Source organism: Rhizobium sp. NFR07 (assembly GCF_900111905.1).
Classification (GTDB): domain Bacteria; phylum Pseudomonadota; class Alphaproteobacteria; order Rhizobiales; family Rhizobiaceae; genus Neorhizobium.
Window position 1 is genome coordinate 48,022 of sequence record NZ_FOKM01000004.1, and the last position, 23,757, is coordinate 71,778.

At 63.5% G+C, this 23,757-nt stretch carries 19 protein-coding genes; 2 read left to right on the plus strand and 17 right to left on the minus strand.

What is annotated here, in order from left to right; translation table 11 throughout:
• Positions 1-14: 14 nt before the first annotated feature.
• From BM216_RS09925 to BM216_RS09950, 6 genes are all read right to left on the minus strand, one after another.
• Positions 15-965 (minus strand): LysR family transcriptional regulator, encoded by a 951-nt coding sequence (locus BM216_RS09925; protein ID WP_092998615.1) that lies wholly within the window; start codon positions 963-965, stop codon positions 15-17.
• 145 nt (positions 966-1,110) lie between these two features.
• Positions 1,111-1,785: a DUF1028 domain-containing protein gene (locus BM216_RS09930; protein WP_092998617.1), complete on the minus strand. Its 675-nt coding sequence runs from the start codon at positions 1,783-1,785 to the stop codon at positions 1,111-1,113.
• Positions 1,786-1,809: 24 nt separating this feature from the next.
• Positions 1,810-2,226: a RidA family protein gene (locus tag BM216_RS09935; protein ID WP_092998619.1), complete on the minus strand. Its 417-nt coding sequence runs from the start codon at positions 2,224-2,226 to the stop codon at positions 1,810-1,812.
• A 44-nt stretch (positions 2,227-2,270) separates the two neighbouring features.
• Positions 2,271-2,798: a flavin reductase family protein gene (locus BM216_RS09940; protein WP_177230752.1), complete on the minus strand. Its 528-nt coding sequence runs from the start codon at positions 2,796-2,798 to the stop codon at positions 2,271-2,273.
• 39 nt (positions 2,799-2,837) lie between these two features.
• Complete coding sequence (locus BM216_RS09945; protein WP_092999345.1) at positions 2,838-4,358, minus strand: 4-hydroxyphenylacetate 3-hydroxylase family protein; 1,521 nt, start codon at positions 4,356-4,358, stop codon at positions 2,838-2,840.
• Between the two features lie 33 nt (positions 4,359-4,391).
• A complete protein-coding gene (locus BM216_RS09950; protein ID WP_092998623.1) occupies positions 4,392-5,123 on the minus strand; it encodes a class II aldolase and adducin N-terminal domain-containing protein in 732 nt (243 codons plus the stop codon).
• A 301-nt stretch (positions 5,124-5,424) separates the two neighbouring features.
• Between BM216_RS09950 and BM216_RS09955 the strand changes: the two genes are divergently transcribed.
• Complete coding sequence (locus BM216_RS09955; protein ID WP_092998625.1) at positions 5,425-6,690, plus strand: flavin-containing monooxygenase; 1,266 nt, start codon at positions 5,425-5,427, stop codon at positions 6,688-6,690.
• Between the two features lie 298 nt (positions 6,691-6,988).
• Positions 6,989-8,125, plus strand: a complete 1,137-nt coding sequence (locus BM216_RS09960) for a polysaccharide biosynthesis/export family protein (RefSeq protein ID WP_092998627.1) — start codon at positions 6,989-6,991, stop codon at positions 8,123-8,125.
• A gap of 21 nt (positions 8,126-8,146) precedes the next feature.
• On the opposite strand, the gene BM216_RS09965 is transcribed toward BM216_RS09960, so the two are convergent.
• The 11 genes from BM216_RS09965 to tssC are packed head-to-tail and all read right to left on the minus strand — an operon-like array spanning position 8,147 to position 23,727.
• On the minus strand, positions 8,147-9,061 hold the full coding sequence (locus BM216_RS09965; RefSeq protein ID WP_244530138.1) for a serine/threonine-protein kinase: 915 nt from the start codon (positions 9,059-9,061) through the stop codon (positions 8,147-8,149).
• A complete protein-coding gene (gene tagF, locus BM216_RS09970; protein ID WP_092998629.1) occupies positions 9,051-10,586 on the minus strand; it encodes a type VI secretion system-associated protein TagF in 1,536 nt (511 codons plus the stop codon). The genes BM216_RS09965 and tagF overlap by 11 nt, the downstream gene beginning before the upstream one ends.
• A 12-nt stretch (positions 10,587-10,598) precedes the next feature.
• A complete protein-coding gene (tssM, locus tag BM216_RS09975; RefSeq protein WP_092998631.1) occupies positions 10,599-14,087 on the minus strand; it encodes a type VI secretion system membrane subunit TssM in 3,489 nt (1,162 codons plus the stop codon).
• On the minus strand, positions 14,084-15,610 hold the full coding sequence (gene tssL, locus BM216_RS09980; RefSeq protein WP_092998633.1) for a type VI secretion system protein TssL, long form: 1,527 nt from the start codon (positions 15,608-15,610) through the stop codon (positions 14,084-14,086). Before tssL ends, tssM begins: the two co-directional genes overlap by 4 nt.
• A complete protein-coding gene (gene tssK / locus BM216_RS09985; RefSeq protein WP_092998634.1) occupies positions 15,607-16,947 on the minus strand; it encodes a type VI secretion system baseplate subunit TssK in 1,341 nt (446 codons plus the stop codon). The genes tssL and tssK overlap by 4 nt, the downstream gene beginning before the upstream one ends.
• On the minus strand, positions 16,937-18,172 hold the full coding sequence (locus BM216_RS09990; RefSeq protein WP_092998636.1) for an FHA domain-containing protein: 1,236 nt from the start codon (positions 18,170-18,172) through the stop codon (positions 16,937-16,939). Before BM216_RS09990 ends, tssK begins: the two co-directional genes overlap by 11 nt.
• A complete protein-coding gene (gene tssG / locus BM216_RS09995; RefSeq protein WP_092998638.1) occupies positions 18,162-19,214 on the minus strand; it encodes a type VI secretion system baseplate subunit TssG in 1,053 nt (350 codons plus the stop codon). Before tssG ends, BM216_RS09990 begins: the two co-directional genes overlap by 11 nt.
• A 21-nt stretch (positions 19,215-19,235) precedes the next feature.
• Entirely contained in the window at positions 19,236-21,017 is a 1,782-nt protein-coding gene (gene tssF / locus BM216_RS10000) for a type VI secretion system baseplate subunit TssF (protein ID WP_092998640.1), read from the minus strand.
• The gene (gene tssE / locus BM216_RS10005; protein ID WP_092998642.1) at positions 21,010-21,519 is read right to left on the minus strand and encodes a type VI secretion system baseplate subunit TssE; all 510 of its coding nucleotides are present in this window, start codon (positions 21,517-21,519) and stop codon (positions 21,010-21,012) included. The genes tssF and tssE overlap by 8 nt, the downstream gene beginning before the upstream one ends.
• Positions 21,512-22,339 (minus strand): type VI secretion system accessory protein TagJ, encoded by an 828-nt coding sequence (locus tag BM216_RS10010; RefSeq protein ID WP_092998644.1) that lies wholly within the window; start codon positions 22,337-22,339, stop codon positions 21,512-21,514. Before BM216_RS10010 ends, tssE begins: the two co-directional genes overlap by 8 nt.
• Positions 22,336-23,727, minus strand: coding sequence for a type VI secretion system contractile sheath large subunit (gene tssC, locus BM216_RS10015; protein ID WP_092998646.1), 1,392 nt, complete (start codon positions 23,725-23,727; stop codon positions 22,336-22,338). The genes BM216_RS10010 and tssC overlap by 4 nt, the downstream gene beginning before the upstream one ends.
• Between the last annotated feature and the right edge of the window lie 30 nt (positions 23,728-23,757).

Here is a 23,757-nt window from a genome sequence, read left to right on the forward strand (position 1 = left end):
GGCGCGGGCAGTCGTCAGTCGAGACGAATGCGCTTCTCCATCACGGGTGCCACCATGCCGGGAATGTAAGCATCGGAGATGCGGTTCCGGCAGTGATTTTCGAAGAGTTCGATGAGCCGTGACTTGCGCCGTTCCTTCGGCGAAACCAGGCCAATCACCATCGGCCGGTGATCGCCGGCAAGCCTGACGCGCACGACCTTTCGGCCGTCCATCGCGGTATCCGAGCGCGGCCGGACATTGGCGAGCGTATAGCCATAGCCGTTGGCGACCATGGTGCGCAGGATATCCTGATGCGGGGAGCGTGCCGCAATGTGCGGGGTGAGCCCTTCCTGCATGAAGATCGCCAGAAAATATTCGCGGCTGATCGGCAGGTCGAGAAGAAGAAGCGGTTCGCTCGCTATATCCTTGACGGTGACTGCCGAGAGGCGGGCGAAGGGATGGATTTCGCCCACCAGAACATGCGGCGGCAGGCTTGCCAGCGGCACGAAATCGAAGCCCTCAGGGACGTGCAGGTCGTAGGTGATCGCGACGTCTATTTCGGCGCTCGCCAGTTTCTGCAGCAGCGTATCGTGATCGCCGACCACCTGCATCACCTTGGTCGACGGAAAGGCTGAGGTGAAGGCGTGGGAAAGCTCCGGCATGATCATCGGCGCCAGCGTCACCATGCAGCCGAGCGTCAGCTGACCGCGGATCTTGTCATTGGCCTCGCTGGCGACCTCGTAAAGCTGCTGGGCATGTTCGACAAGGCGCTTGGCTTCGACGAGAAGTGCCTTGCCGGCCGGCGTCAGGGTCAGTCCCTGGGCATGGCGGCGGACGAAGAGCTGGGTGTCCAGCTCCTGCTCGAGATGAGCGATGGCCGTGGAAATCGAGGGCTGGGAAATGTTCACCCGCTCGGAGGCGAGCGTGATGCTGCCCGTCTCTGCAGTTGCGATGAAATATTCGATCTGACGAAGCGTGTAACGCATACCGCGGCCCGAACCCTACTGCCCACATCTGGCGACACGGCCCTGACGAGGTCGCAACTCTGCGGCCCCGTCATGCGGCTTATCATTTCATCCTTTTAAGGAAGCATGCCGGTTTCGGGAAGACCAATGTCGGCAACCAGAGCTTTCATTCGTCGCCCGGAACGCCATAGCTTGGCGCCGATTGCGGCTTGATGGCACGGGTGACATAATCCTCGAGCTGCGGCTTGTAGAGTGACCAGAGTTTTTCGAGCTCGCCGATCGGATCTTCCTCCGCCCAGTCGATCCTGAGATCGGCGATCGGCCAACTGACCTCGCGCACCATGAGCAGGCCGGCGGAATGAACCGGGCCGGCCTCGCCGCCAGCAGCAACACCCGCCTGCATGGCCGCGATCAGTCGGTCGCCGAGTGCGCCTTCGCTGGTCTCGAAGGCCGCAACCATCTTTGCCGGTACCTCAGTATTCGACAGGAGATTGCCTGCAGCGGCGCAATCCTTGCCCTTCGCCATGGCGTGAATACCGAGCGTCTGCGGCCCGGCGTGAAGGGCAACCCGGCCCGCGGCGTCGAGCAGCACCAGCTGGCGATAGTCGGCGGTGTCATAGCCGTCGAGAAGTCGGGCCAGAGCTTCCTCCGCCGAAAGCCCGGACTGCATCAGGTCGAGCCCCTTCGGTCCGAGCAAAGGATCGGTGATGTTCTGCGTTGCTACCACACCGACGCCCGGCCGCGCATGGGCGCAGCGCGCCGCCACGGCCGGAGAAGACGACGAGATGGCGATGCCAAACGTGCCGGTCTGTTCACAACGGCCGCTGATCGAGAAGGTCATGGATTGGCCTCTTGCTGTTGCCGCTCAGTCGGGAATGACGGCGGTCGCGTCGATCTCGACCAGCCATTCCGGGCGGGCGAGGGCGGAGACTACGATGCCGGTGGAAACCGGGTAGACGCCCTTCAGCCACTTGCCGACGACGCGGTAGACCGCCTCGCGATAACGCGGATCGATGAGGTAGATGGTGATCTTGGTGATGTGCTCCAGCTCGCCGCCGGCTTCCTTCAGCAGCATGGCGATATTGGCCATGGCCTGCTCGGCCTGTGCGCCCGCATCGCCGATGCCGACATTTTCCGACGTATCGAGATTCTGGCCGATCTGGCCGCGCAGGAACACAAGGCTGCCGCGTGCGACGACCGCCTGGCAGAGATCGTTGTCAAGGTTCTGCTCGGGATAGGTGGCCTTGGTGTTGAACTGGCGGATGCGCTTGTGGACGACCATGATTTTTCAAGCCTTTTCAAAGTCTATGAGAGAATGTCTGCCGCTTATGCGGAAACAGCGAGTGGTTCGGGTTCGATACGGGCCGGACGCCCATAGGCGCGGCCCGAATAGATGAGAGGCATGCCATCGCCCTCGTCGGAGATGGCGATCACCTCGCCGATGAAGATATGGTGGGTACTGATCTGCTGCTCGTTTGCAAGACGGCATTCGAAGGAAATCAGTCCGCCGCGCAGCCGGGGCGCGCCCGTTATGCCCACCTCCCAGTCTGTCGGAGAGAATTTCTCGTCGCCGGTACCGGCCATTCGGCCCGCGAAACGGTCGGAGATCGCCGACTGATCATCCTTCAGGATATTGACGCAGAACGTTCCGTTCTCGCGGATGGCCTGGGCTGTCACGCTGTTCTGGTTCATGCAGACGAGAAGCGTCGGGGAGGCGCCGTCGGCGGAGACCGAGGACATGGCCGAGACGGTCGCGCCGGAGCGCCCGGCCGGGCCCGCGGTCGTGACGATGTTGACGGTACAGGCCGCCTTGCTCATGGCGCTGACGAACGCTGCTTTCAGGTTGTTTTCCAAAGGCATATCCTCTTCAAGATAATCCGCTCAAAGGCTTGGTCATTCCGCCGCCTTGAGCGTGGCCTGCGTGTTGAACCAGCGGGAAATGGCACTGTCTCCGGCCGTCCGGGTGGTCTCGCCCATGACGCGATCCGACAGGCCGGCGGCATGCTTGACGAAGTCCATCGGGCCTTCCCAGTCGAAATTGCGATAGACGGCCGCCAGATGGGCAAACGGCGGCGATTGCGCGAAAAGCTGGAACGTCAGCCGATGGCCGGCATAGTCTGAATTCAGCATGTCGCGTGCAAAGGCGAGCAGCTTGCGGCGGTCATCCGCCATCCAGTCTTCGTTGACGGTGTAGAATTTCTGAAGCCACGGCCCGGTTTCCGGCGCGTCGAAGGCCGCCTTGTCCGGGGTGACGCAGATCTGCCCGCCGCAGAGTTCGCGGGCGATGTGCATCATGTGGTGGAGCTGCGATGAGGCAAGCACGCGTCCGGCATAGAGAAGCGACTGGTTGGGCATGATCAGGCCGCCCGGCGAGCGCTCGGCAAGGGTGATCGCGGCGGTCAGATGGGCATTAATGCCTTCGCGATAGCAGGCGAGTTCGGCGAGCTTTTCCTGAACGGCCTGGAGCTTGTCGAGGCCGGTCTGGCGTACGTTGAAGAGGGCCGCGCCGATCATCATGTCGGCGAATTTTAGGTTCCGCTGGGTGAAGGCAAAGGCCGAATAGCGATGTAGCGTCGCGCGCATGAACATCGCCGCCCGCGTGTGGCGATAGAAGAGAACATTCTCCCAGGGCACCAGCACATCGTCGAAGACGACCAGCGTATCGACCTCGTCGAAGCGGTTGGAGAGCGGGTAATCTTCCGCCGGCGCCCGGCCGGCAAAGCCGGTGCGGCAGATGAATTTCAGGCCGGGCGTGTCGAGATCGCAGATGAAGCCGACGGCGTAGTCGGAATAGGCCTCATCGCCCCAGTTGGCGATGGTCGGCTTGGTGAAGGCCTGGTTGGCGTAAGCCGCGGCGGTTTCGTATTTCGCCCCGCGCACGACGATGCCCTGGTCCGTCTCCTTCACGACATGCAGCAGCATGTCCGGATCCTGCTCCTGCGGTGGTCGGGAGCGGTCACCCTTGGGATCGGTATTGGCCGAGACATGAAATGGATCTGAATGCAGGACCCTGCCGATATGGGTGCGGATGTTTTCCGAAAACTGCGGATCGACCTCGTTCAGCACGTCCTGGCCGTCGAAGAGTGACCACATCTCGCCGACGGTCTCGTCGCCGACGCGGGTGACGATGCCGCCGGCATCTTCCAGCACGGTATCGGTCGCGCGACGCTTGTCCCACCAGTCGGACTGGGTATGCGGCAGCCGGTTGTTGATGCCGTGCCACTCGCCATCCTGCTGATAGGCCATGATGTGGCGCGTGGCAGGATCATGCTGCATGTCGTAGATGCGGGCGCGGATATCGACCAGCGGCTTGAACATCGGGTGGATCGTGATGTCCTTGACGCGCCCGCCGTTAACATGGATCTCGCGCGTGCCGCGGATCGAATCTCTGTATTCGCTGCCCGTTCTGATCATCTGAAAGCCTCGGGACCGATCGCTATCCATTCCTCAATGCGCGTAGGACGGATCTTCCTTGTCGAGGATTCGCTTCATCTCTTCGAAATGGGCGATCGAGAAATCGGCGATGCCTTCCCAGTCCTGCGCTGTCTTTTCCGCCACGTCGTCGGACAGGACATTGAGCGGTTGGCCAGTGGCATAGGCATTGACCAGCACCTGGCAGGCCCGCTCCATCGTGTAGATGTCGTCGAAGGCCTCACCGATCGTGCCGGACGTGACCATGACGCCGTGATTGCCCATCATCAGGCGCGATTTGTTGCCGAGCAACCCGATCAGGCGTGCGCCTTCCGATTCCGTATCGGCCAGGCCGCCATAGGTGTCGTCGACAGCCACGCGGTTGAAATAACGCGCCGTGTTCTGGTCGATCGGCCTGATCGTCGGGTCCTTCAACGTCGCGATGGTGGTGGCGTAGATCGGGTGAAGATGGATTGCGACGCGGATGTGCGGGGCGAGCTTGTGAAGCTGTCCGTGGATAGCCCAGGCGGTGGAATCGACGTCCGGGCGGCTCTTTGCCTCCGTGTCGTCGGCATCGAGAAGAATAAGGTCGCTCGCCTTAATGGTAGAGAAATGCTTCCACTTCGGGTTCAGGAGGAACTTGCGGCCGTCCGCTGAAACGGCGGCGCTGAAATGATTGGCGACAGCCTCGTGCATGCCGAGCTTGGCAACGATGCGGAAGGTTGCTGCAAGGTCGATCCTGATCTGCTGTTCGTCGGTCATGGTCATTTCATTCCCCTTATCGACACTCCCGGCCCACCGTTGTCTTGGGCCGATACGCATTCCTTTTGGCTGAGATAAGGGGATGGGGCGTGCCGTTGTAAAATATGAAAATCCTGAGCGCTGGTTAGGCACAGGCTAAGGCTGTGCACAGCCGACAGCGCATTAGGGCCTGTTTAGGAACAGACTAAGCAGCGCTGATTGAAATCCTATTTTTCGCAGGCAGCAGCCTCCAATAAACAAAATGACGGAAGCCACGCATTCTCACCGATGCCTGGCCCCCGATGCCTGCCGAAGAAAGAGACGCTGCATGCCTATCGAGAAAATTCATACGCTGGTCGTCGGCGGCGGCCAGGCCGGGATCGCCATGAGCGAGCATCTTGGGCGACAGGGGATCGAGCATCTCGTGCTGGAGCGGCACCGGATCGCCGAGAAATGGCGGACCAGTCGCTGGGACTCGCTGGTGGCCAATGGCCCCGCCTGGCACGACCGTTTTCCGAACATGACATTCGACGATATCGACCCGTCCGCTTTCGCCGGAAAGGACAGGATCGTCCGTTATTTCGAGGACTATGCGAAGCAGATCAACGCCCCGATCCGCTGTGGCGTCGAGGTGTTTTCGGCAACACCGAAGGCCGACGGGCAAGGTTTCATCGTCGAGACCTCGGAGGGAACGATCGAGGCGCGGAACGTCGTCGCGGCAACGGGCGCATTCCAGAAGCCGATCATTCCGCCGGTCATTCCGGCCGATACGGGCATCACGCAGATCCATTCCAACGAATACCGCAACCCTGCACAGCTGCCGGAAGACGCTGTTCTGGTGATCGGCGCCGGATCGTCCGGCTCGCAGATCGCCGACGAGATCCTGCGGTCGGGGCGCTCCACCTATCTGGCTGTCGGCCCGCATGAAAAACCGCCGCTGCGCTATCGGGGCAAGGATTTCTGCTGGTGGCTCGGCGTGCTCGGCCACTGGAATATCGAGACGCCCGATCCGTCGACCGAGCATGTGACCATTGCCGTCAGCGGCGCGAACGGCCAGACGGTCGATTTTCGCGAGTTTGCCGAGCGCGGCATGAAGCTCGTCGGCAAGGCCGAGCGATACGAGAACGGTATCCTCTCTGTCGCGCCGGACCTGGCGCAGAACATCGCAGACGGCGAGGCGGCCTATATGGCGCTGCTCGACGAGGCGGATGCCTATGCGGTGAAGCATGGCCTTGAGCTGCCTGATGATCCGGATGCGCGCAGCATGCGGCCGTTGCCGGACTGCATCGCCAATCCGATCCTCCAGATAGATCTGGCTGCAGCCGGCGTCCGCTCGATCATCTGGGCAACGGGTTATGCGCTCGACTTCAGCTGGATCAAGGCGGGCGATTTCGACCACAAGGGGCGGCCGGTGCACGAAAAGGGGGTCGCCCGTGTACCCGGACTTTACGTCCTCGGTCTTCCCTGGCTGACACGCCGTGCCTCACCCTTCATCTGGGGTGTCTGGCATGATGCCGAATATCTGGCCGGCCGGATTGCTGAAAAGGGCTCGGCGGATGATCAGATCGATTGGCGGCGAAAGTATAGTTGGTGAAAAGGCGGTGGGGTAACCCACCGCCTCGATCCGCGCGCAGGCGGGTTTTAACGGCTCGTCCCGCCTCAAGTCTTAACGCTTGCACCAATGTGTACAGTGCCGGCGTTCATCCTTGGAATCGCTATCAATTCACTGTCGATTTCAATGCTACAGTTACCCCGGCACCGGTAATGGTTGCGCATCGGCCACAGGTGTGGCCGCGAAACCGTCACAATTGCCTTTTTTCGCGTGCGCGCGGTTGTAGCAGGCGCTTCCACTGATACTTTCCGCACTATAGATTCTCATTAAAGGATACGTGATGCGAAAGCTTGCGCCCTTCGTATTTATTGCTTTGCTCAGTGCCTGCGCCCGCCCTTCAGATGGTCCCTCCGCCGGAGCTTTTTACAACACGGTCGACCCGAACACGAAGGAACGTGTTCCGGTCGTTCGTCTTGCCGACGCGCCGATGGCCCCCCCGGTTGCCCAGCCGCTTTCCTATGCGCCCACCGATCAGGGCCTCAGCGTCATGCGTTCGGGCGGTTATGCCGACAACCGCCTGCGCCGCGGCGACGTGATCGAGGTGACGATCCTCGATACCGGCGAAGAGGGCATGTTCTCCTCGACCCAGGCGAAGACACTCAATCTCGGCCGCTTCACCGTCGATTCCGCCGGTACGGTGACGATGCCCTTCATCGGCCGCCAGCGGGTTCTGGAATCCTCGCCCGAAGCGTTGCAGAGCCGCATCGTCAGCGGCCTCAAGGGCTCGGCGGTCAATCCGCAGGCCGTCGTGACCATCGTCGACAAGCCGACCTCCGGCTTCGTGGTCAATGGTGACGTCCGTGCTGCCGGCCGCTTCCCGCTGACGGCGCGCCGCGAACGGGTGCTCGACGCGATCGCGCTTGCTGGTGGCGCTTCGTCCGCTCCGACTGCCGCGAACGTGACGCTGATCCGCGGCAACAAGCGCGCCAGCGCCCCGATCGAGCGGGTGATGAACGACAACAACCAGAACGTCTATCTGCTGCCCGACGACCAGATCTATGTCGGTAAGGATTCAACGACTTTCACCGCATTCGGCGCCTTCAAGAGTGTCGGCGAGTTCGAGTTCGAGCCCGGCAAGCTGACGCTCGCCCAGGCCTTCGGCCGCGCCGGCGGTCTGCTGGACGATCGCGCCAATGCAAGCCAGGTCTACCTGCTGCGCAATCAGACGGTCTACAAGCCTTATCCGACTGCTAGCGATGCCAAGACGCCTTCCACCTACAGCGTCTCCAACAAGCCGGCCGTCTACCGCATAGACATGAAGGACATCGCCAATCTGGCGCTGATGCAGCGCTTCCAGATGGCGAAGGGCGACATGCTCTATGCCGCAAATGCCGGCATGGTCGATTTCGCCAAGCTCTTCACCATCTACCAGAAGAGCGCGCCGTCTGCCGCGGCACCGCTGCCCGGCTCGAACTGAGCCGGACAGACTTCAAACCTTTCAGAGGCCGCCAAGCATCCGCAAGGCGGCCTTTGCATTTTCAGGCCTGTCTTCGGAAGCGGGTTGTGAGAGAAGGTCGGCGAGCCGGCGAAGGTCGGCATCGGCTGGATCGTCGGAGCCTTCGAGCAGAAGCGAGAGCACTTTCCCGGCAGCGTGAAGATCGGTGCGCGGATCGACCGGGCCGCCATCCTTCTGTTCCGGTGCCGCAAAATGCGCCTGGCCGGCAAAGCGGATGTCCATGTCCTTGTGCCGATGCCCTGTCGGTAGCGCAATGCCGAAGTCGGCGATCTTCAGACTGTCCATAGTATCGTCAGCGAAGAGGATATTGGCAGGCGAGATATCGCAATGGACGATTGATCGAGCATGAATTGCCGAAAGCCCTTCCAGCAACGCTTTGGCTAAGGCTCGAATATCTTCGGGTGGGAGCGGGCCGTTCGACAGCCGGTCTGCCAGACTGGACCGGCACCATTCCATCACCAGCGCAGGCCTTCCATCCTCGAGCCGCAGGAGGATCTGCGTTGCCGCGACATGCGGATGGCGCAAAGACAGGCCGATCGTAGCTTCCTGTAGCAGCAGCTTGTGCGCCACCGGATCATCTGCGTGATCGGGGGACAGCGTTTTGATGGCGTGAAGTGCGCCGAGATCTCGGTGCCGGGCACGATGAACGCTGGTCGGTTCTCCGCGATGAACGAGAGCCTCAAGACTGAACGTGTTGCTGATGATCGAGACGCGATTTTCGTTCAGGCGGTTTTCGCCGCGATCCAGGGCATCACGCACCTGATCGATAAGAATTCGCCGCTCATCGTTCGGCCGATCCGCTTCGCCATCCTTGGCCAGAGATCGCCAAAGGGTGGCGAAGCTATCGGCAATCGTCGCCATGCCGGCGGGCACGGCAGGCTTGGGCTCATCGGCCATTATCGGTCTTGATATCGATGACGACGGCGCTGACATTGTCGCGGCAATTGGCGATCAAGGCCTCCTGCACCAGTCTTTCCGCCGCCTCTTCGAGATCGAGAGACAGCAGCAACTCGGCAATGACCCGCTCCGAGATGGTCCGGGCCAGCGGATTGCTGCAGAGAAGAAAACGGTCGCCGTCCTGCAGGTTGTCGATCAGCACTTCCGGAGAAAGCTGTCCCTGAAGACCGATGGCGCGAGACAGGGAGCGGCGCAGGCCGATCGAGACATGGTCGCGGGTCACGCAGCGCATCATGCCGTCGCGCACCAGATAGGCACGGGCGTCTCCGGCCCAGACGAGCGCGAAGCGGTCTTGGACGGCTGCGAGCGTGACGATGCTGGCGCAGGGCGGCGTTATGCCCTTGGATGCAGCCGCGGATTGAAGCAGGCCGTGCGCGCGACCGAGCTTGCCCTTGATGTCCTGAACCAGCGTTTCGATGCTGTCTTGCAGGGTTGCATCCGACAGCAGGGCGATCGTCGCCCGGCTTGCTTCGACTGCATCGCTACCGTCGCCAAGACCGTCCGCGATGGCGAAGATGGCAGGTTCGGCTCTGACCAGTGTCGCGTCGGCATTGACGCTGAGGCGGGTGCCTGGATGGGTCGCGTGGCTGTCCGCGATGCGAAAACCCGGCGCCGGAGCGGCAGGGATGGGAGCCGCCGCGGCTGTCTCCGTCTGAGGGTTCAGCAGCAATGCGAGGTCCGCATGGGCCGCTGCCATCATCTCCTCGAGATCGAAGTCGATCGGTATCTCGGGTTCTTCGACCGCCTCGATCTCTATCGGTTGAGGCGGGATTGGCTGGGGCTGGATTGGCTGGGGCTGGATTGGTTGCGGGGCTACCGGCTCAGGTGCCGCCGGCGCAGCACCCGCCATGACGAGTTCGAGAAAATCGACGGGCTGCGGCACGCCATTACTGCGAAAGCCCTTGGTCTGACGGTCCTCCGGGTCGAAACGCCACCAGAAGGCGGCGGCCTTCGGCTTGCCCCTGCCGCGCTCGTCATCGAAGTCGAAATCGCCGGGCCTTAGGCTTCTCAGACGTTTGAGATTTGCGGTGAAGGCGTCGAGCTCGAAATCGCGCTGGGCGGATGTCTCGGCTAAGCCCTCAAGCGCGATGAACCAGGTATCGTCCAGGCAGAGTTTTCGGGAATCGCCTGCAAAGTCATGCAGCTGTGTCGCGACGACGAGTGGAAAGCTGCGCCCGACACGATCCCTGCTCGGAACGATCACGCCGGCCATCGTCATCGGCCCCCAAAGACCGCGCTCAACGATGAAGCGCCACGCCGGCATGGCGCGGAAGTCCTTCTCCCAGCGCTCGCCGAAATGGTGCTGCGCTTTTGCAAGACCGGCCTGCAGCCAGGCGTCGAGTGCGTCCTGAACCGACCGGCTGAAGCCGGTCGAGACGAAATCTCCGTGGGTCGGGAGCTTGCCGAAGAAGCCGATCCGATCCGCTTCGAGGGTCGCCTGGTCCAGGGCTTGGCGCTGGTTCATCGCTCTTCGCCCTCAGAATTGCGTCGGGCAGGCGAAGGCGCTGAGCGCTTCGAGCCGGAACGGGTTGAGGACGGAACCGAACTGCACCTCGAATTCGGCGGTCCTGCCCGCCTGTTCGAACCGCGCCCGGAAAATGTCGTTGCCCTGCATCGTCGTCGACGCCGCATCGAACAGGCGGAAGGGCGACCAGTCGCCGTTTTCCGTCATCGCCTGCTGCCAGCCGCCGGGCTGGAAGGCAAGGCGCGACAGGTTGCTTGCGTCATCCGACGGCCAGCCGATCGACTTCGACTGGACGGGGCCGTGGAAATAGACGACGCGTTCGCCTTCGATCTCCAGCATGACAGCGTTGGAGTTTTCGGAGAGCGACACCGGCTTGATGTTGATCGCGACCGACGGCTTTTCGCTGCCGGCCGGGAAGAAGGCGCGGTTGATCTTGTCCGCATTCTCGAACTGGGCAATCGCCTCGCTCGGAATGCTTGCGGATCCGAATGTGCCTTTCCAGCCCCAGGGCGAAGCGCTTGTGTCGACAAAGGCCGCCAGCCGCTGGGAGAAGAAGGTCTTGAACATGCCTTCCGGCCCGAACAAGCGCACGAAGTCGCTCATGGCAACATCGCGCGGCGATTCCCGATCGAAGGGATAGCGGCCGGTAATGACGCTGGAGCAATAGCTCGCGCCTTCGGCGGCCCAGGCATCGCTGAGGCGCGTCCGGGCCGACTTGACCGCAAGCGAGCCGACATCGGCGGCAACGCCCGCCATCCAGGCATCGACCGGGGCCGGCATGCGCCGCGCCTGCTGCAGCAGGTTCTGGTTCGCCTCCGTCAGCTGGCTGTCGACGTCGAAGACCTTGGCGACTTCGGCGCTGGAGGTCGTCGCGCGCGATAGCTGGTCGGCGACCTGACGCAGCACGGGTTCAAGCTGCGCAATCTGGGAGCGGGGTGCGTCACCCGACGATTGATTGTCGTCCGATGCAGCGTCGGTCGGTGCGGCCAGCGCCTCCCGCAACGGGCCGAACGGGTCGGGCGCATCGGTGGCACCCGCCAGCGCCGTCGACGACAGGGCAAGGTTGTCGGCCGCCGACGCGACTTCGGCACCGGCATAACGCAGGTCGGTGGAATCGACGATGGACCGGGCTATCGCTTCGACCGGGCTCGGCTTGGCGGCCAGGATCCGGGTCGTCTCAGCGGCATCGTTTATGGTTTGGGACGGCTTTACCCGCATATCCGCAAGCAATGTCGTCCAGCGTCTCTGGAAGTTGTCGAAATAAAGCTGGAGTGCGGCTTGGGAGGTCGTATCGACCGTGCTGCCGGCGGGATTTTCCTCGCCGCGTACCCAGGTCTCGTCGAGCGCTTCGCGCGCCGCGTCGGTGATCCTGGACAGAACGACGGTGCGATAGCCGGTGCTCGAGAAGATCCCCGGTATGCCTTCCCTCAAGGGAGCGCCCGAGCTCCGCTCGAATGCCTTCTCACCGAGCGGCCCAAGAGCGCTTGCGGCGCTCCAGGCCGGCAGCGCGCGCGAGGCGCGGTAGTCGGCGAGGATGTCATAGGCACGGCTGGCGATGCTCTGCGAGCGGATCGTCTCGCGTGCCTTGGCGATCAGGTTGCCGTCGAGTTCGATCGGCGGCAGAGCGCCCTTGGCCATCGTGCTTGCATGGGCGATCAGCGCCTGGCGGGCTGCCGCGCGGCCATCACCGGGGTAAAGCGCGGTGAACATGTCCTCGGCTTCGAGCGCGACGAAATCCGGGTTCATCGTGCCCATTCCGCCCAGCATGGCGTAGAGCTTGAGAGTGTTGAAGGTGCCGGGCACGTCCTTGGCTTCGCCCATCTCTTTCTGCAATTGCACCAGAATGCGGGGCAGAAGCAGTGCGTTCAAGGCCCGCTGGTAGGCGTCGCGCTGACGTCCGGCGATCTTGTTTTCCTGGTCGAGGCCGAAACTGATCGGCCAGACGCGCTTGGCGGAAAAGTCGGTCGTGACGGCGGCGAGGTTGTCGAGCGCCGGCAGGATGCGCAGGAAGTCCGCATCCGTCACGTCGCGGACGCGGATGTCGCGGGACAATTGCTCATAGGCATTGATCCGCTGCTCGGCGCTGGCAAGGGCCGCCTGGTTCTGGAAATAGGTCGCTGTCCAGCTGGTTAAAACCACGGCGAAGACCAGAACAGCTGCGGCATAGGCGGCACGGCGCAGCAGGAGCTGGCGGCCGGACAGGCGCTTGTCGCGGGCAACCAGCGAGGCTTCGTCGAAGATGACGTCCTTGAACAGCCGCGACAGAAAATAGCTGCGACGCGCGCGCGCCGCGGAAGATGCGGCCGGGACGGCGTCTTCCACCTGGGTGCCGGAGGCGAAGTAGATGCCGCGCAGCAGCGGCGGCTCGACCAGCTTGGAGCCGGAGCAGAGCTCGGTCATCACGTCGTGGAGGCGTTCCTTCAACGCCGCGAGCTCGGCCGGGAAGCGGAAGATGCGGCCACGCAATTCGGCATTCGGTTCCTGCTGCAGGCGCTCGATCAGCATGGCGCCGACGCGTTCCTGCAGGAGCGAGAATTCCTCGATGAAGCGGTCGGGCAGGTCCATCGCCTTGTAGCTCTCGTCGAGCCCGAAGGTCGTGCCCCAGACCTGTTCGCGGTCGGACTTGTTGAAGCCGTCGAAGAACTCGACGAAACCAGTCAGGAGATCGGCCTTGGTGAGAACGAGATAGACAGGAATGCGGGCCTGCAGTTTTTCGTCGAGTTCCGACAGGCGCTGGCGGATGACGCGAATTTCCTCGCGCTGCGCTTCGGCGTCACGGGTCAGGAGATCGCCGATGGAAAGCGTCACCAGCGCACCGTTGATCGGCTGCGAGCGACGGTATTTGCGCAGCAATCCCAGAAAGCCCTCCCAGCCGGCCTTGGCGGTACCGTTCAGATCGTCCTGGGTCGTGTAGCGGCCGGCGGTGTCGATCAGGATAGCCTCGTCGGTGAACCACCAGTTGCAGTTACGCGTGCCGCCGATGCCCTGGACGGAATTGCTGCCGAGCGCATCGCCGAGTGGGAATTTCAGGCCGGAATTGGTGAGCGCGGTGGTCTTGCCGGAACCGGGCGCACCGAAGATCACGTACCAGGGAAGCTCGTAGATATAATTGAAACGCCGCTTGGTGACGCGGCGCAGAAGCTGCAGCGCCTCCTTGAGACGGTTGTGTATCTCGCTTACTTCCGCCAGCTGGCTGGCGGCCGCTTCGGTCGCCGCATCGCGCTCGATGCCCTCGACCAGCTGCTTGTCGCGGCGACGATCACGGATGACCGTGAAGATCATGTAGCCGGCCCAGGCGGCGATGATCAGGCCGATCAGGATGATCCGGTTGGTGCTGCTGGCTAGCGGCTTGAAATTGCCATAGGCGGCCAGATAGCCGTAGAACCAGATGACGACGCAGATCGCCGCCACCCAGATGACCGAGATGAAGCGCCGCCCCAGAAGTCCGGCATAGGCCTCGACATAGGAGCGGAGCGTATAGAACATGCCCAATGGGTTCATGGCGCGAGGCCCCCTGCGGCCGGATTGGCCATATCTCGAATATCCATCTCGACCGGCGGCGACTTTATGCCGGCACCACTCAACTGCTCCTCCGGATCCGCGAGAACCAGGATTTCCGTGCGGCGGTTCTTTTCGCGGCCTTCCGGCGTCGCATTGTCGGCGATCGGATCGCTGTCGGCGCGGCCTTCGGTCAGAATCGCTTCGGGCCCGGTGAAGCCCGTGAGAATATCGCCGACGGCCTTGGCGCGCGCTTCCGACAGATGCCAGTTCGACGGGAACTGGATCGTCTTGATCGGCACGTTGTCGGTATAGCCGACGACGACGGCACGGAATTTCTCCTGCGCCAGCGCGCCGCCGATCTTGGATATGAGGTCGTGGAATTCGGAACTCACCTCGGCGCTGCCGACATCAAAGAGACCGGCATTATTGATGCGAACCAGAACCCGGTTGTTGCTCTCCGACAGCGAGACGAGCTTCTTCTCGACCTCCGGCTGGAGGAAACGCATGAAGTTCTGCAGTCGCGTCGGTTGTGGAGGCGGCGGCGGCGGCTGCACGCGCGGCGGTTCGACCGGTGGCGGCGCCTGGGCGACCACCGGCTCCTTCGGCTTTTCGATCAGGATGCTCGGTGTGTCGCGTGGCGGCAAGTTGGCCAGCCGCTGGAACGTGTCGTCCGAGGCGCCGTTCAGCGACAGCGTGAAGAAGAGATAGCCGAAGGCGAAGATCAGCGCGAGTACGGAGAGCAACGTCCACAATGCTGCGGCGGTGCGCAGCGGCTTGTGGCGGGCCGCCACACCCTTCCAGTGCGGCGAGAGCTCGCGTTCGAATACGCCATACTGGCCGAGCAGCGTCTTGTAGAGACTGTCGCGGATGCGGCCGAGTTCGAGATTGCCACGCGGGGAAACGCGGGTGCGGCCCTCGAAGGCGAGCGACAGGGACAGGTAGATGAGAAGCAACAGGTCCTTGTTGGCGCCCGGCGTCTGGTGGAAGTGATCGAGCAGGTCGAATACCCGGTCGCCGCCGGTGACGTCCATATGGAAGGTCGAGACGAGGCCGGAACGGGCCCAGCCGGCGCGCACGCCCCAGGGCTTGCTCAGGACGACATCGTCGACCGTGGCGCAGATGATGTAGTGAGCGGCGCGGGCGCGTTCCGGGCTGATGCGGGCACCGGCGAGATCACGCTCGTAGCGGCCGACCGCTTCCACCGCAACGCGACGCAGCTGTTCGATATCCGGCTGTTCCTCGGTATAGCGCAGCGCATGGGCGAGATTGAGCAGCGGTGCGGCGGACCGCACCAGTGTCGGCACTTCCTCGCCGCCGAAGCGGAAGTCGCGGACCAGCGTCTCGACCGACCATCCGCCCTTGGGCAGCGGCTTCGGGGCAAGGCCATCGATGCCGGGCGTATCGAGGACATCGTCCAGCATTTCGGCCATGCGCGCGGCCGATTCCTTCTTCTTCTTGCCGTCTTCGGTCAGTTCGACGACGGTCGGCAGGTTCTGCCATTTCGATGCGGGTTCGTTGGTCATTCTCTAAGCGCCCACATTTCCATTTCGAGACCGGGGAAATCGCCTGCCAGATGCAGGGCGATGGCGCCCGAGGTTTCGAGTTGCTTCCAGAGAGGATTCTTGGTGTCGAGTTCGAAATAGATCGTGCCGGAGCGGTAAGGCAGCTGGCGCGGCAGGACCGGCAGCGGCCGGACCGGAATGCCGGGCAGCGCGACGTTGACCAGTTCGGCGATACGCTCGACCGGGCCGACCTTGATCTGAGCCGGCAGCTTGCGGCGGACATCCTCGGCCGACATTTCGGCGCGCACCGCCAGCACGAAGCCGGCATCCTTGAGCAGCGACCGGTCGTTGATCGTGCCGACGCGCACGCCATGACGGCGTTCGGCAAGCTCGATCGAGACGGCAGCCTGTTCGAGGACAGAAGACAGCGAAGCGCGCAGGTCGTCGTAGACGGCGGCGAACGTGCCCTTCAGATCGTCATGCCGATAGGGCGGGAAATCGGTGGCCCGCTTGCGTTCGGTGGTGAAGGTGGCGAGCTCGCCGGCCAGCTGGATGCAGGTCTCGTAGAAGTCGGTCGGATGGATGCGCGTCGCATTGGCAGCGATGTGCTTCAGCATCGGATCGGCGCGGTTGAGGATCTGCAGCAGGAAATAGTCGCCGACTTCCGCCGTGCCGCGAATGGTCGGATCGCCGATGCGTTCGGCGATCGCCTCGGCGCGATGGCGCACGATGCCGAGAAGCTCCGTCATCAGCTCGGAAAGCCTTGGCTCCGCAGCGCAGTTAAGGCTCGGCGCGATGAAATCGGGGTCGAGGATAACGGCACGGTCGGAGCGGACCTCGATGATGCGGGCAAGCCCGATCAGCTCGTAGCCGGCGAGATCATCGCCGGTCTTTAGGTAGCGCAGGCTCAAGCGCCCGACATCGATCGGCGCCATGAAGTCGGTCTCGACATTGGCGTCCGGCGCTTCGTAGTTGGAGGCGGTCATGCGCACACTGTTGAACCGTGCCCCACCGTTCAGCGCGACATCCGGCTTGCCCGGCTGGCGGGCGGGCAGGGCGAGATAGATGACAGCGTTCTTGACGCTTTCGTCGAGATCGAGCGCCGGCGGCAGGTCGGTGTCGATGGGGGCCTCGAAGGGGGTGCCATCGGGCAGGATGCCGCGCAGGTTGGAGAGCGCGAACTGACCGATCGCCAGCGCACTGCGGTCGATGCCGATCTCGGCCACGCCCCAGGGATAGGGCGTCAGGCCACGGGTCGTGGTTCTGACGAGCCTTTCCGTCCAGCGGTCCGCCTGCTGGAAATGCTGGACGCGGAGGAACATGCCCTCGCTCCAGGCCACCCGGTTTTCATTTCTCATCGTCGCGGTCTTCTCTCTCTGCTGCAGGCGGGTTCGTCACCGGGCTCGTTTCTTCCGTTCGCATCATGGCGTCGCGGAAGACATCACGGACCGACAGCGTCCTGCCGTTCTTTTCGAATTGTGCTTTGTAGGCCTGCCAGTAGTCGCGGCCGCGCAGGAAGCTCAGCGATCCGAGCGGGCCGGCATTGGCATCCGCTCGGGATTCGATGATGCGCGGTTCCATCGTCTGTTCGGCGTGGTGCAGGAGGCTTTCCAGCGCCGATTGCAGCTTTTCCTGGCGGGCGACCAGCTGCTCGATGCGCGTCACCTGGGGCTCTTCGCCGTCACGGGCAAAGAAGTCCGGTGCGGCTTCCGTCGCGGGGAGATCAAGGCCGAGCGCGGTGAACGACGCTTCGAGCGCCTCTTCCAGGCGGTAGAGCAGGGGATCGAGCTTGCGGCCGAGTTCGACGGAGCGGCCGAGTGGGAATGAGGCCGGAGGTACCTCACTCGCCGCGGGTTCGTCTGGCGGCGCATTGTCGTTGACCGTCTGCAGCGCTTCGGGAGGCCGCGTCTCGACCGGCCGGATGCGCGATACCGGAACGGCGACATGGGTGGCCGAACCGTGTTCCAGATGGCTGCTGTATTCGGAATGGCCGGTGCCGGTCTCTTCGAGATTCCAGTCATCCGGCAGGATGTTGCCGGTCGTGCGGATCTCCGGGGGACCGCTCCAGCCGATATCGACATTGCGTGACGGAGACGGGCCTTCCTTCCTGGCGATCGGCTCCAGCCAGTCTTCCGAGACCTGATTGCCGAGAATGCCGGTGGCGGTGCGACCGCCGGGCGTGATGTCGGCCAGGATGGAAGAGATCGTCAGCGGCTCGTCGCTGATCGCGTAGCTGGTGTCCGGGTCTTCGAGATCCCGATGGGCTTCGCCGGAGATGTGGACGGAAAATGCCACGCCGCCCACTTCCAGCCGGGACTGGTCGGACAGCCTCGCTGTCTCGCCTTCATGCACGACGACGCCGTCGACCCGCGAGCCGTTGGCGCTCTGGTCGCGCAGGACAAACCCTTGGGCGTCTCGCTCGATCGTGCAATGCAGCTTGGAGACCGACCGCTGTTCCTGCGGAACCTGCCAGTCGCAATCGGGCGAGCGGCCGATCGTGCGGCGGCCGCGCTCGAAGAACCATTTGGGCCGGCCGGCCGGCATGCCGCCGTCGCCAGCGACCGTCTTCAACTCAAGCCGCATATTCGCCTCCCATCGATGCCACCGGTTTGGGTTCGACGATTACCGCGTCGTCGCTGTCCTTCGCTGCCGGTGCCACCCTTGCCCAGCTGTTCCAGCCGAGACGCGGCCGATCGCCGGAGGCTCCGTCCGTCTGGCCGAGCTGACAGAAGGGAACGTCTTCCTTTTTCAGGATGACCTGGATGTCGAAATCGAGCGCCGAACCGACATAGAGTCTCGTCAGGGCGAAGAGCTCCGTGATGTTGCGACCACCCGGCGTCAGCGACAGGTAGTCCCTGTAGGCAAGCGGGCCGACGATGACGCGGAAGCCGCCGCTGAAATCATGGATGGCCGTGCCGGCGGTGGCGTTGATGCCGAGTTGGACACCTTGCGGTGCTCCCATTCGGCTGCGTTCCTGTTCCGGAATGGTCAGCCAGCGCGGGCGGAACAGTTCGATTTCCACTGGCAGGCCGCTGAATTCGGTCAGCATTGCGCGTAGGTTGGAGGCATTGCGGTTGCGCGCGGCGAAGAAGCCGGAAAAGCGCAGGATCACGTCCTCGTCGACACCGCTCTTTTCCTTAAGCTTGCGGGTACCGAAGCCGGTCAGCGCGAACAGCGTGGTGATGAAGCCGTTGTCTTCGCGGCGCTGGCCCCAGCGCAAACGTCGCGCGATGCGATATTTTTCCGATGCGTCGGCAAAGAGTTCTGCCATGCGTGTGCTGAACAGGTCGAAGAAGCTCGCGAGCCCCTTCGACCTGTTCCGCTCCTCGCGCATGATCAGTTCATTGTAGTTGGCCGGCATCGAGCCGACCGGGCCGGTCAGGCCCGCGAACGCGCTGCGCAACGTGGTGCGCACGCCTTTCTGCCTGAAGCCGCTGACCGGCAGCGGCGCCGGCGAGACGCCCGTATGGGATGCGATCTCCAGTTCTCCCGATGCCCCGTCCGTTTCCGCGGCCGCCTGCGCCACGCGGAATGCCGTCACCGGGTCGAAGCGGCCGGGGTCGCGTTCGAGCAGGTCGACAAGCGTGTCGCGTGTTTCGGGTTGGCGCAGCGTCGAGAGATCCATGGGGCTATCGCAGTCCTTTCGTTAAAGCAGCGGCCGTTCGGCGGCGCGGGCCGGCCAGCGGGCAATGGGTTTCGACTGGCCCTTCATCGAGATGGTCAGGCGGGTGAAGCTGTTGACGGACGTGTAGAGGCTGAAGAACCGGTCGAGCACGGCTCCGAACAGATAAGCCGACGGCCGGTCGATTGCCGCCGGGTCGAATTCCAGTTCGATCTCGGTTCCCGGCACCATGCCGCCGCTGCCGAGCCGGGCGGTCGAGGTGGAAGCCTTGATGCGGATCAGTGCATCGACGAGCTGCTTCGTCTCGGGGCTGTCGCGGAAGCCGTAGAGCGACAGGACGTCCTTGAGCGCCGCGCCCTCGTTGTCGAAGAGCGAGAGATGATTGAGCAGAAGATGCGAGACGAGCCGCCAGTTGCGGCCGTCCTGATCGTTCATCCGCACCGATGGCGTCGGCGGCATCAGCGCTTCCACGCCGGACACGGCTTCGTGGCCGGAGGCGAGCTGCAGGAAGGGGTGGCCACCGCCGAAGGGAAGCTGTTCGGGCAGTTCGCGGTTGAGGCAGAGCGTATCGACGCTGGCGACGGCATCGATCGGTCCGGCGAAGCGGCGGTCGCGATCGACGAAGGCGATCTCCATGTCGCTTGTGCCGTCATCCTCGTCGAAACGGCGATAGGCCTGCCAGTAGCTGGTGCTGTTGCCGGCACGTTGGCTGCGGCCGAAGAAAGGCTGGCAGAACTCCTCCTGGCCGCGTGAACCGGTGAGCAGGACCCGGTCGATCGCATAAATCTCGCGGGTCTTCTGGCGGCGGGCATCGGGCAGCAGCCGGTATTCGGTGCGAGTGCCGTCGACCGAGATCGGCTCGCAGGTCTGGCGGAACAGATTGACGACAGGCGTTGCATTCAGCGCGAAATCGCGGGCCGAGACGGTGCGCTCGAGCTTCGTGTCGGTTTCCTTGAGATAGATGAAGATTTCGAGAGCCTGATCTTTCCAGGCGCTCAGGCCCTCGATGTCGAGGAACAGGTATTTCTGCGGCAGCGCGAAGAATTCGGTGAGCATGCGGTAGCCGATGAAGCTCGGCGCCGGATAGGGTAGCATCGCCTCGTCAGGCTCGAAACCGACCTGCTTCAGATTGCGTGCCGGCAGGAAGACAGGTTCGCGATCGTCGCCGTGGCGGGCGAGCGCGATGCCGAGCGTGTGGTTGGCGAGCAGTTCGTAGATGGCAACCGCCTGGCTCCAGGCGGACGGGATGTGCAGACGCACCCGGTCGATGCCGAGATCGCCGAAGGGCTTTCTGGCGTCGAGGGTGCGGATCGACAGGCGCAGGCAGCCGGCGACGCCGTTATAGGGCGAGAGAGGGGCGTTGATCGGCTGACCGGCAAGCGATGCGCCGGTGATTTCGATCGGCGCCATTTCCACATCCTGCGTGGTGCGGAAGCGGCAGGACTCGCCGCCGATCGGTTCCGCCAGGATTTCGGTATGGCGGGGCACCGTCTGGACCGAAGCCAGTGTATCGGACGGCTTGAAGCGGACGATGCTCATCGAGGGCAGCGGCGCGAGATAATGGGGGTAGAGCGTTTCCAGCAGTCCGTCGGTCAGTTCCGGAAACTCGTCGTCGAGTTTTTGACGCACACGGGCGGCGGAATAGGCGAAACTCTGGATCAGGCGCTCGACATGCGGGTCGTCGGCGACGTCGCCGGTCATGCGCAGGCGGCCGGCGATCTTCGGGAAGGCATCGGCAAAGCGGGCGGCCCTGCGGCGCAGCGCCACCAGTTCCTCGTTGTAGCGATGAAGAAAGCCTTCAGCCATTCGCCGCCTCCACGAGGAAACGCTGGGTCGACGGGTCGATGGTGGATTCGAAGCTGATCGGCGGCATGCCTTCATGCAGGCGGAAGGTCGCCTGGATGCGCATGCGCAGGGCGCGCTCGGTCATCGTCCGGCTTTTCAGAATGGTGACACGAACATCGGACAGCCGCGTCTCGAACATTGAGATGCGGCGCTCGATCATCCGGGCGAGCTGCAGCTTGGCTTCGTCGGTGACGAGATTTGCCGACACCATGCCATCTACGCCATAGCTGACCAGCGCGCTTTTCAGCTCGGCAAGCTCTGACGGCGGCGCGACCGGGCAGCGGCGGGTGTTGAGCAGAGCCTCGAGGTCGCGGCGGATCGATTCCCGAACCTCGCGGATCTGGTCGGTCACACTGATCGGTGGGTCGAAGTCGCGGTCGGGCGCGTCGTCGATCAGCCTGTCCAGGATCGAACGGGCAAGAACGCGGTCACGCGGCCGGTAGCGCTCCAGCGGGTCAGCCATGCGCGACCTCGCGGGCGGCATTGGTGGTGATGGCTTCCAGACTTTCGGTATCATGGAAGGAGGCGAGGTCATCGCCGGCGAGGAAGCAGCGCTGGCCGCGGCCGGTGGTGATGCCGATCGGCTCCTCCACCCAGTCGGTCTCGCGGCCGAGGCGCAGCAGATTCTCCGTGCCGGTGCCGTGATAGATGGCCGGCAGCAGGACAGGGGCCACGGCACCGTCGACCAGCGACAGTTCGGCGCGGCGGAAGGCGAGGTCGCGGGGGCGGGCGATCGGCTCGATGGTGAGGCCGGCGATCTTGTCAAAGTCGATCCACAGATAGGCGCCGCCGGTCATGATCACTTCCAGCGCATGGGGCGTGCGGTCGTCGAGGTCGCGGAAATCGGACACGCGCTTGCCGTTCAGCACCAATCCGCGTTCACCGCGAAGCTCTTCCAGGCGTTCGAGTTCAGCCTTGGCTTCGGCGCCGTCACCCATACGGTGCGCGATGCCGACACGGATGGCGAGCTTGTCGAGTTCGCTCGGCCCTTGCGGAAATTCCGGCACGGCGCCGGTCTTGAACCAGGCATCACGGGCGGCCATGCCGCGCAGCTCGTTGCGAAGCAGTGCAAAGCCCATGGTCGCATCCGGCGCGAAGGTGACGGCGAGGCCGCACTGGTTGTCGGCGCGCTCATAGTCGCCGGCCAGAACCAGTAGGTCGATATAGAGATTGCGGCCCTCCTTGTCGGACGGGTTCGATTTCAGATGCGCCTTGGCGGCATCGAGCGCTTCATCGAGAGCGTTTTCGCTAAGCGCACGGGCGATGCTTTCGGACAGCGTCATGCGGACATCCTTTCAGGTATGGAGGAGCGGCCACCGATCTGGCCGCCATTCACCGTTTCGGCGATGAGGTGGAAACTGGTCGAGACGTCGTCGAGCTGGAAATGCGGCTGCAGACGGACGGTACAGGAGAAGGTGCCGGGCTTGCCGGGGATCTCGGCGACCTCGATACCGGCGGAGCGCAGCGGGAAGCGGGTGCGCAGCGACAGGTCGGCGTCCTCATTGCCGAGCGTGTAGCCGGTCAGCCAGTCTTCCAGCTTGCGCTCGATCGAGCGGGCGTCGGAAAGCTGGCCGATCTCGTCGCGCATGATCACTTTCAGATAATGCGAGAAGCGGGAGGCGCAGAGCACATATTGCAGCATGGCAGCGATGCGGGCGTTCTGGCGCGCGTGTTCGTTGGAATAATGCGGCGGGGCGTGCAGCGATTGGTTGGAATTGAAGATCGCCGAGGCAGAGAGATAGGTCGTCGCCACCGGCACGAGGCCGAGGTCGCAGAACTGCTGTTCCTGGCCGGTGGTGAGGCGGATCTCGACCGGCGCCTGGGCGGAGAGGCCGTTGCTTTCGGTGCCGAAATCATAGGGAGCTAGCTCGCTCGTGCTCAGCATGCCGCCGTCGATCGCATCCTGGGTCACGCCGCGGATATCGGCGAACCAGCCGGACTCGATGAAATTGCGGATGACGACCGTGGCGAAGGCGAAGGCCGCATTGCCCCAGAGCAGCGAGCTTCCGTCCTCGGCGATCTCCTCGCGGAAGGGAAAGCCATCGTCACGGTTGCGGGCGTAAGGTTCGAACGGTGCCCGCATGAGCACGCGGGGCGCGACGAGGCCGAGAAAGCGGGAATCTTCCCGGGCTCTCAATCCATTCCAGCGGATGCGGGTCGGTTCTGTTGCGAGCCAGGAGAAATCCTGGACGCGGCCGAGTTCGTCGAAATCCTCAAGCCCGATCGCCTTTGCGGAGGCGCCTGCGACGAAGGGGCAGAAGGCGGCGGCGGCCACCATGCCGACCTGGGTCAGCGTGCTCACCGGATCACCGCCCTCGGGCTCGTCCGGCGACAGGTGATAGTCTCCGACCAGAAGGCCATAGGGTTCGCCGCCGGGCATGCCGAATTCGCGGCTGTAGATCAGCTCGAAAAGATGGCTCTGATCGAAATCCGATGCCCGTTCCATGCTGCGGGCCAGCTCCTTCCAGCTCATGCTGAGAAGCTTGATCTTCACGTCCGCGCCACGGGTCGATTCACGCACGAGCATGGCAAGCCCGCGCCACCGTGCTTCCATGGCCTGGAAGTCGGGATGGTGCAGGATCGCATTTACTTGGGCGTTCAGGGCCTCGTCGATCAAGGCGATCAACTGGTCGGCCCGGCGGCGCCACTCTGTGCTTGAACCTAGGGTCATCTTGTCGGGTGCTCGTTCGGAGGTTCACGC

Coding starts and splice junctions, on each gene's coding strand:
- BM216_RS09925 (WP_092998615.1), bottom strand. CDS start 965: ATGCGTTACACGCTTCGTCAGATCGAATATTTCATCGCAACTGCAGAG.
- BM216_RS09930 (WP_092998617.1), bottom strand. CDS start 1,785: ATGACCTTCTCGATCAGCGGCCGTTGTGAACAGACCGGCACGTTTGGC.
- BM216_RS09935 (WP_092998619.1), bottom strand. CDS start 2,226: ATGGTCGTCCACAAGCGCATCCGCCAGTTCAACACCAAGGCCACCTAT.
- BM216_RS09945 (WP_092999345.1), bottom strand. CDS start 4,358: ATGATCAGAACGGGCAGCGAATACAGAGATTCGATCCGCGGCACGCGC.
- BM216_RS09950 (WP_092998623.1), bottom strand. CDS start 5,123: ATGACCATGACCGACGAACAGCAGATCAGGATCGACCTTGCAGCAACC.
- BM216_RS09955 (WP_092998625.1), top strand. CDS start 5,425: ATGCCTATCGAGAAAATTCATACGCTGGTCGTCGGCGGCGGCCAGGCC.
- BM216_RS09960 (WP_092998627.1), top strand. CDS start 6,989: ATGCGAAAGCTTGCGCCCTTCGTATTTATTGCTTTGCTCAGTGCCTGC.
- BM216_RS09965 (WP_244530138.1), bottom strand. CDS start 9,061: ATGGCCGATGAGCCCAAGCCTGCCGTGCCCGCCGGCATGGCGACGATT.
- tagF (WP_092998629.1), bottom strand. CDS start 10,586: ATGAACCAGCGCCAAGCCCTGGACCAGGCGACCCTCGAAGCGGATCGG.
- tssM (WP_092998631.1), bottom strand. CDS start 14,087: ATGAACCCATTGGGCATGTTCTATACGCTCCGCTCCTATGTCGAGGCC.
- tssL (WP_092998633.1), bottom strand. CDS start 15,610: ATGACCAACGAACCCGCATCGAAATGGCAGAACCTGCCGACCGTCGTC.
- tssK (WP_092998634.1), bottom strand. CDS start 16,947: ATGAGAAATGAAAACCGGGTGGCCTGGAGCGAGGGCATGTTCCTCCGC.
- BM216_RS09990 (WP_092998636.1), bottom strand. CDS start 18,172: ATGCGGCTTGAGTTGAAGACGGTCGCTGGCGACGGCGGCATGCCGGCC.
- tssG (WP_092998638.1), bottom strand. CDS start 19,214: ATGGATCTCTCGACGCTGCGCCAACCCGAAACACGCGACACGCTTGTC.
- tssF (WP_092998640.1), bottom strand. CDS start 21,017: ATGGCTGAAGGCTTTCTTCATCGCTACAACGAGGAACTGGTGGCGCTG.
- tssE (WP_092998642.1), bottom strand. CDS start 21,519: ATGGCTGACCCGCTGGAGCGCTACCGGCCGCGTGACCGCGTTCTTGCC.
- BM216_RS10010 (WP_092998644.1), bottom strand. CDS start 22,339: ATGACGCTGTCCGAAAGCATCGCCCGTGCGCTTAGCGAAAACGCTCTC.
- tssC (WP_092998646.1), bottom strand. CDS start 23,727: ATGACCCTAGGTTCAAGCACAGAGTGGCGCCGCCGGGCCGACCAGTTG.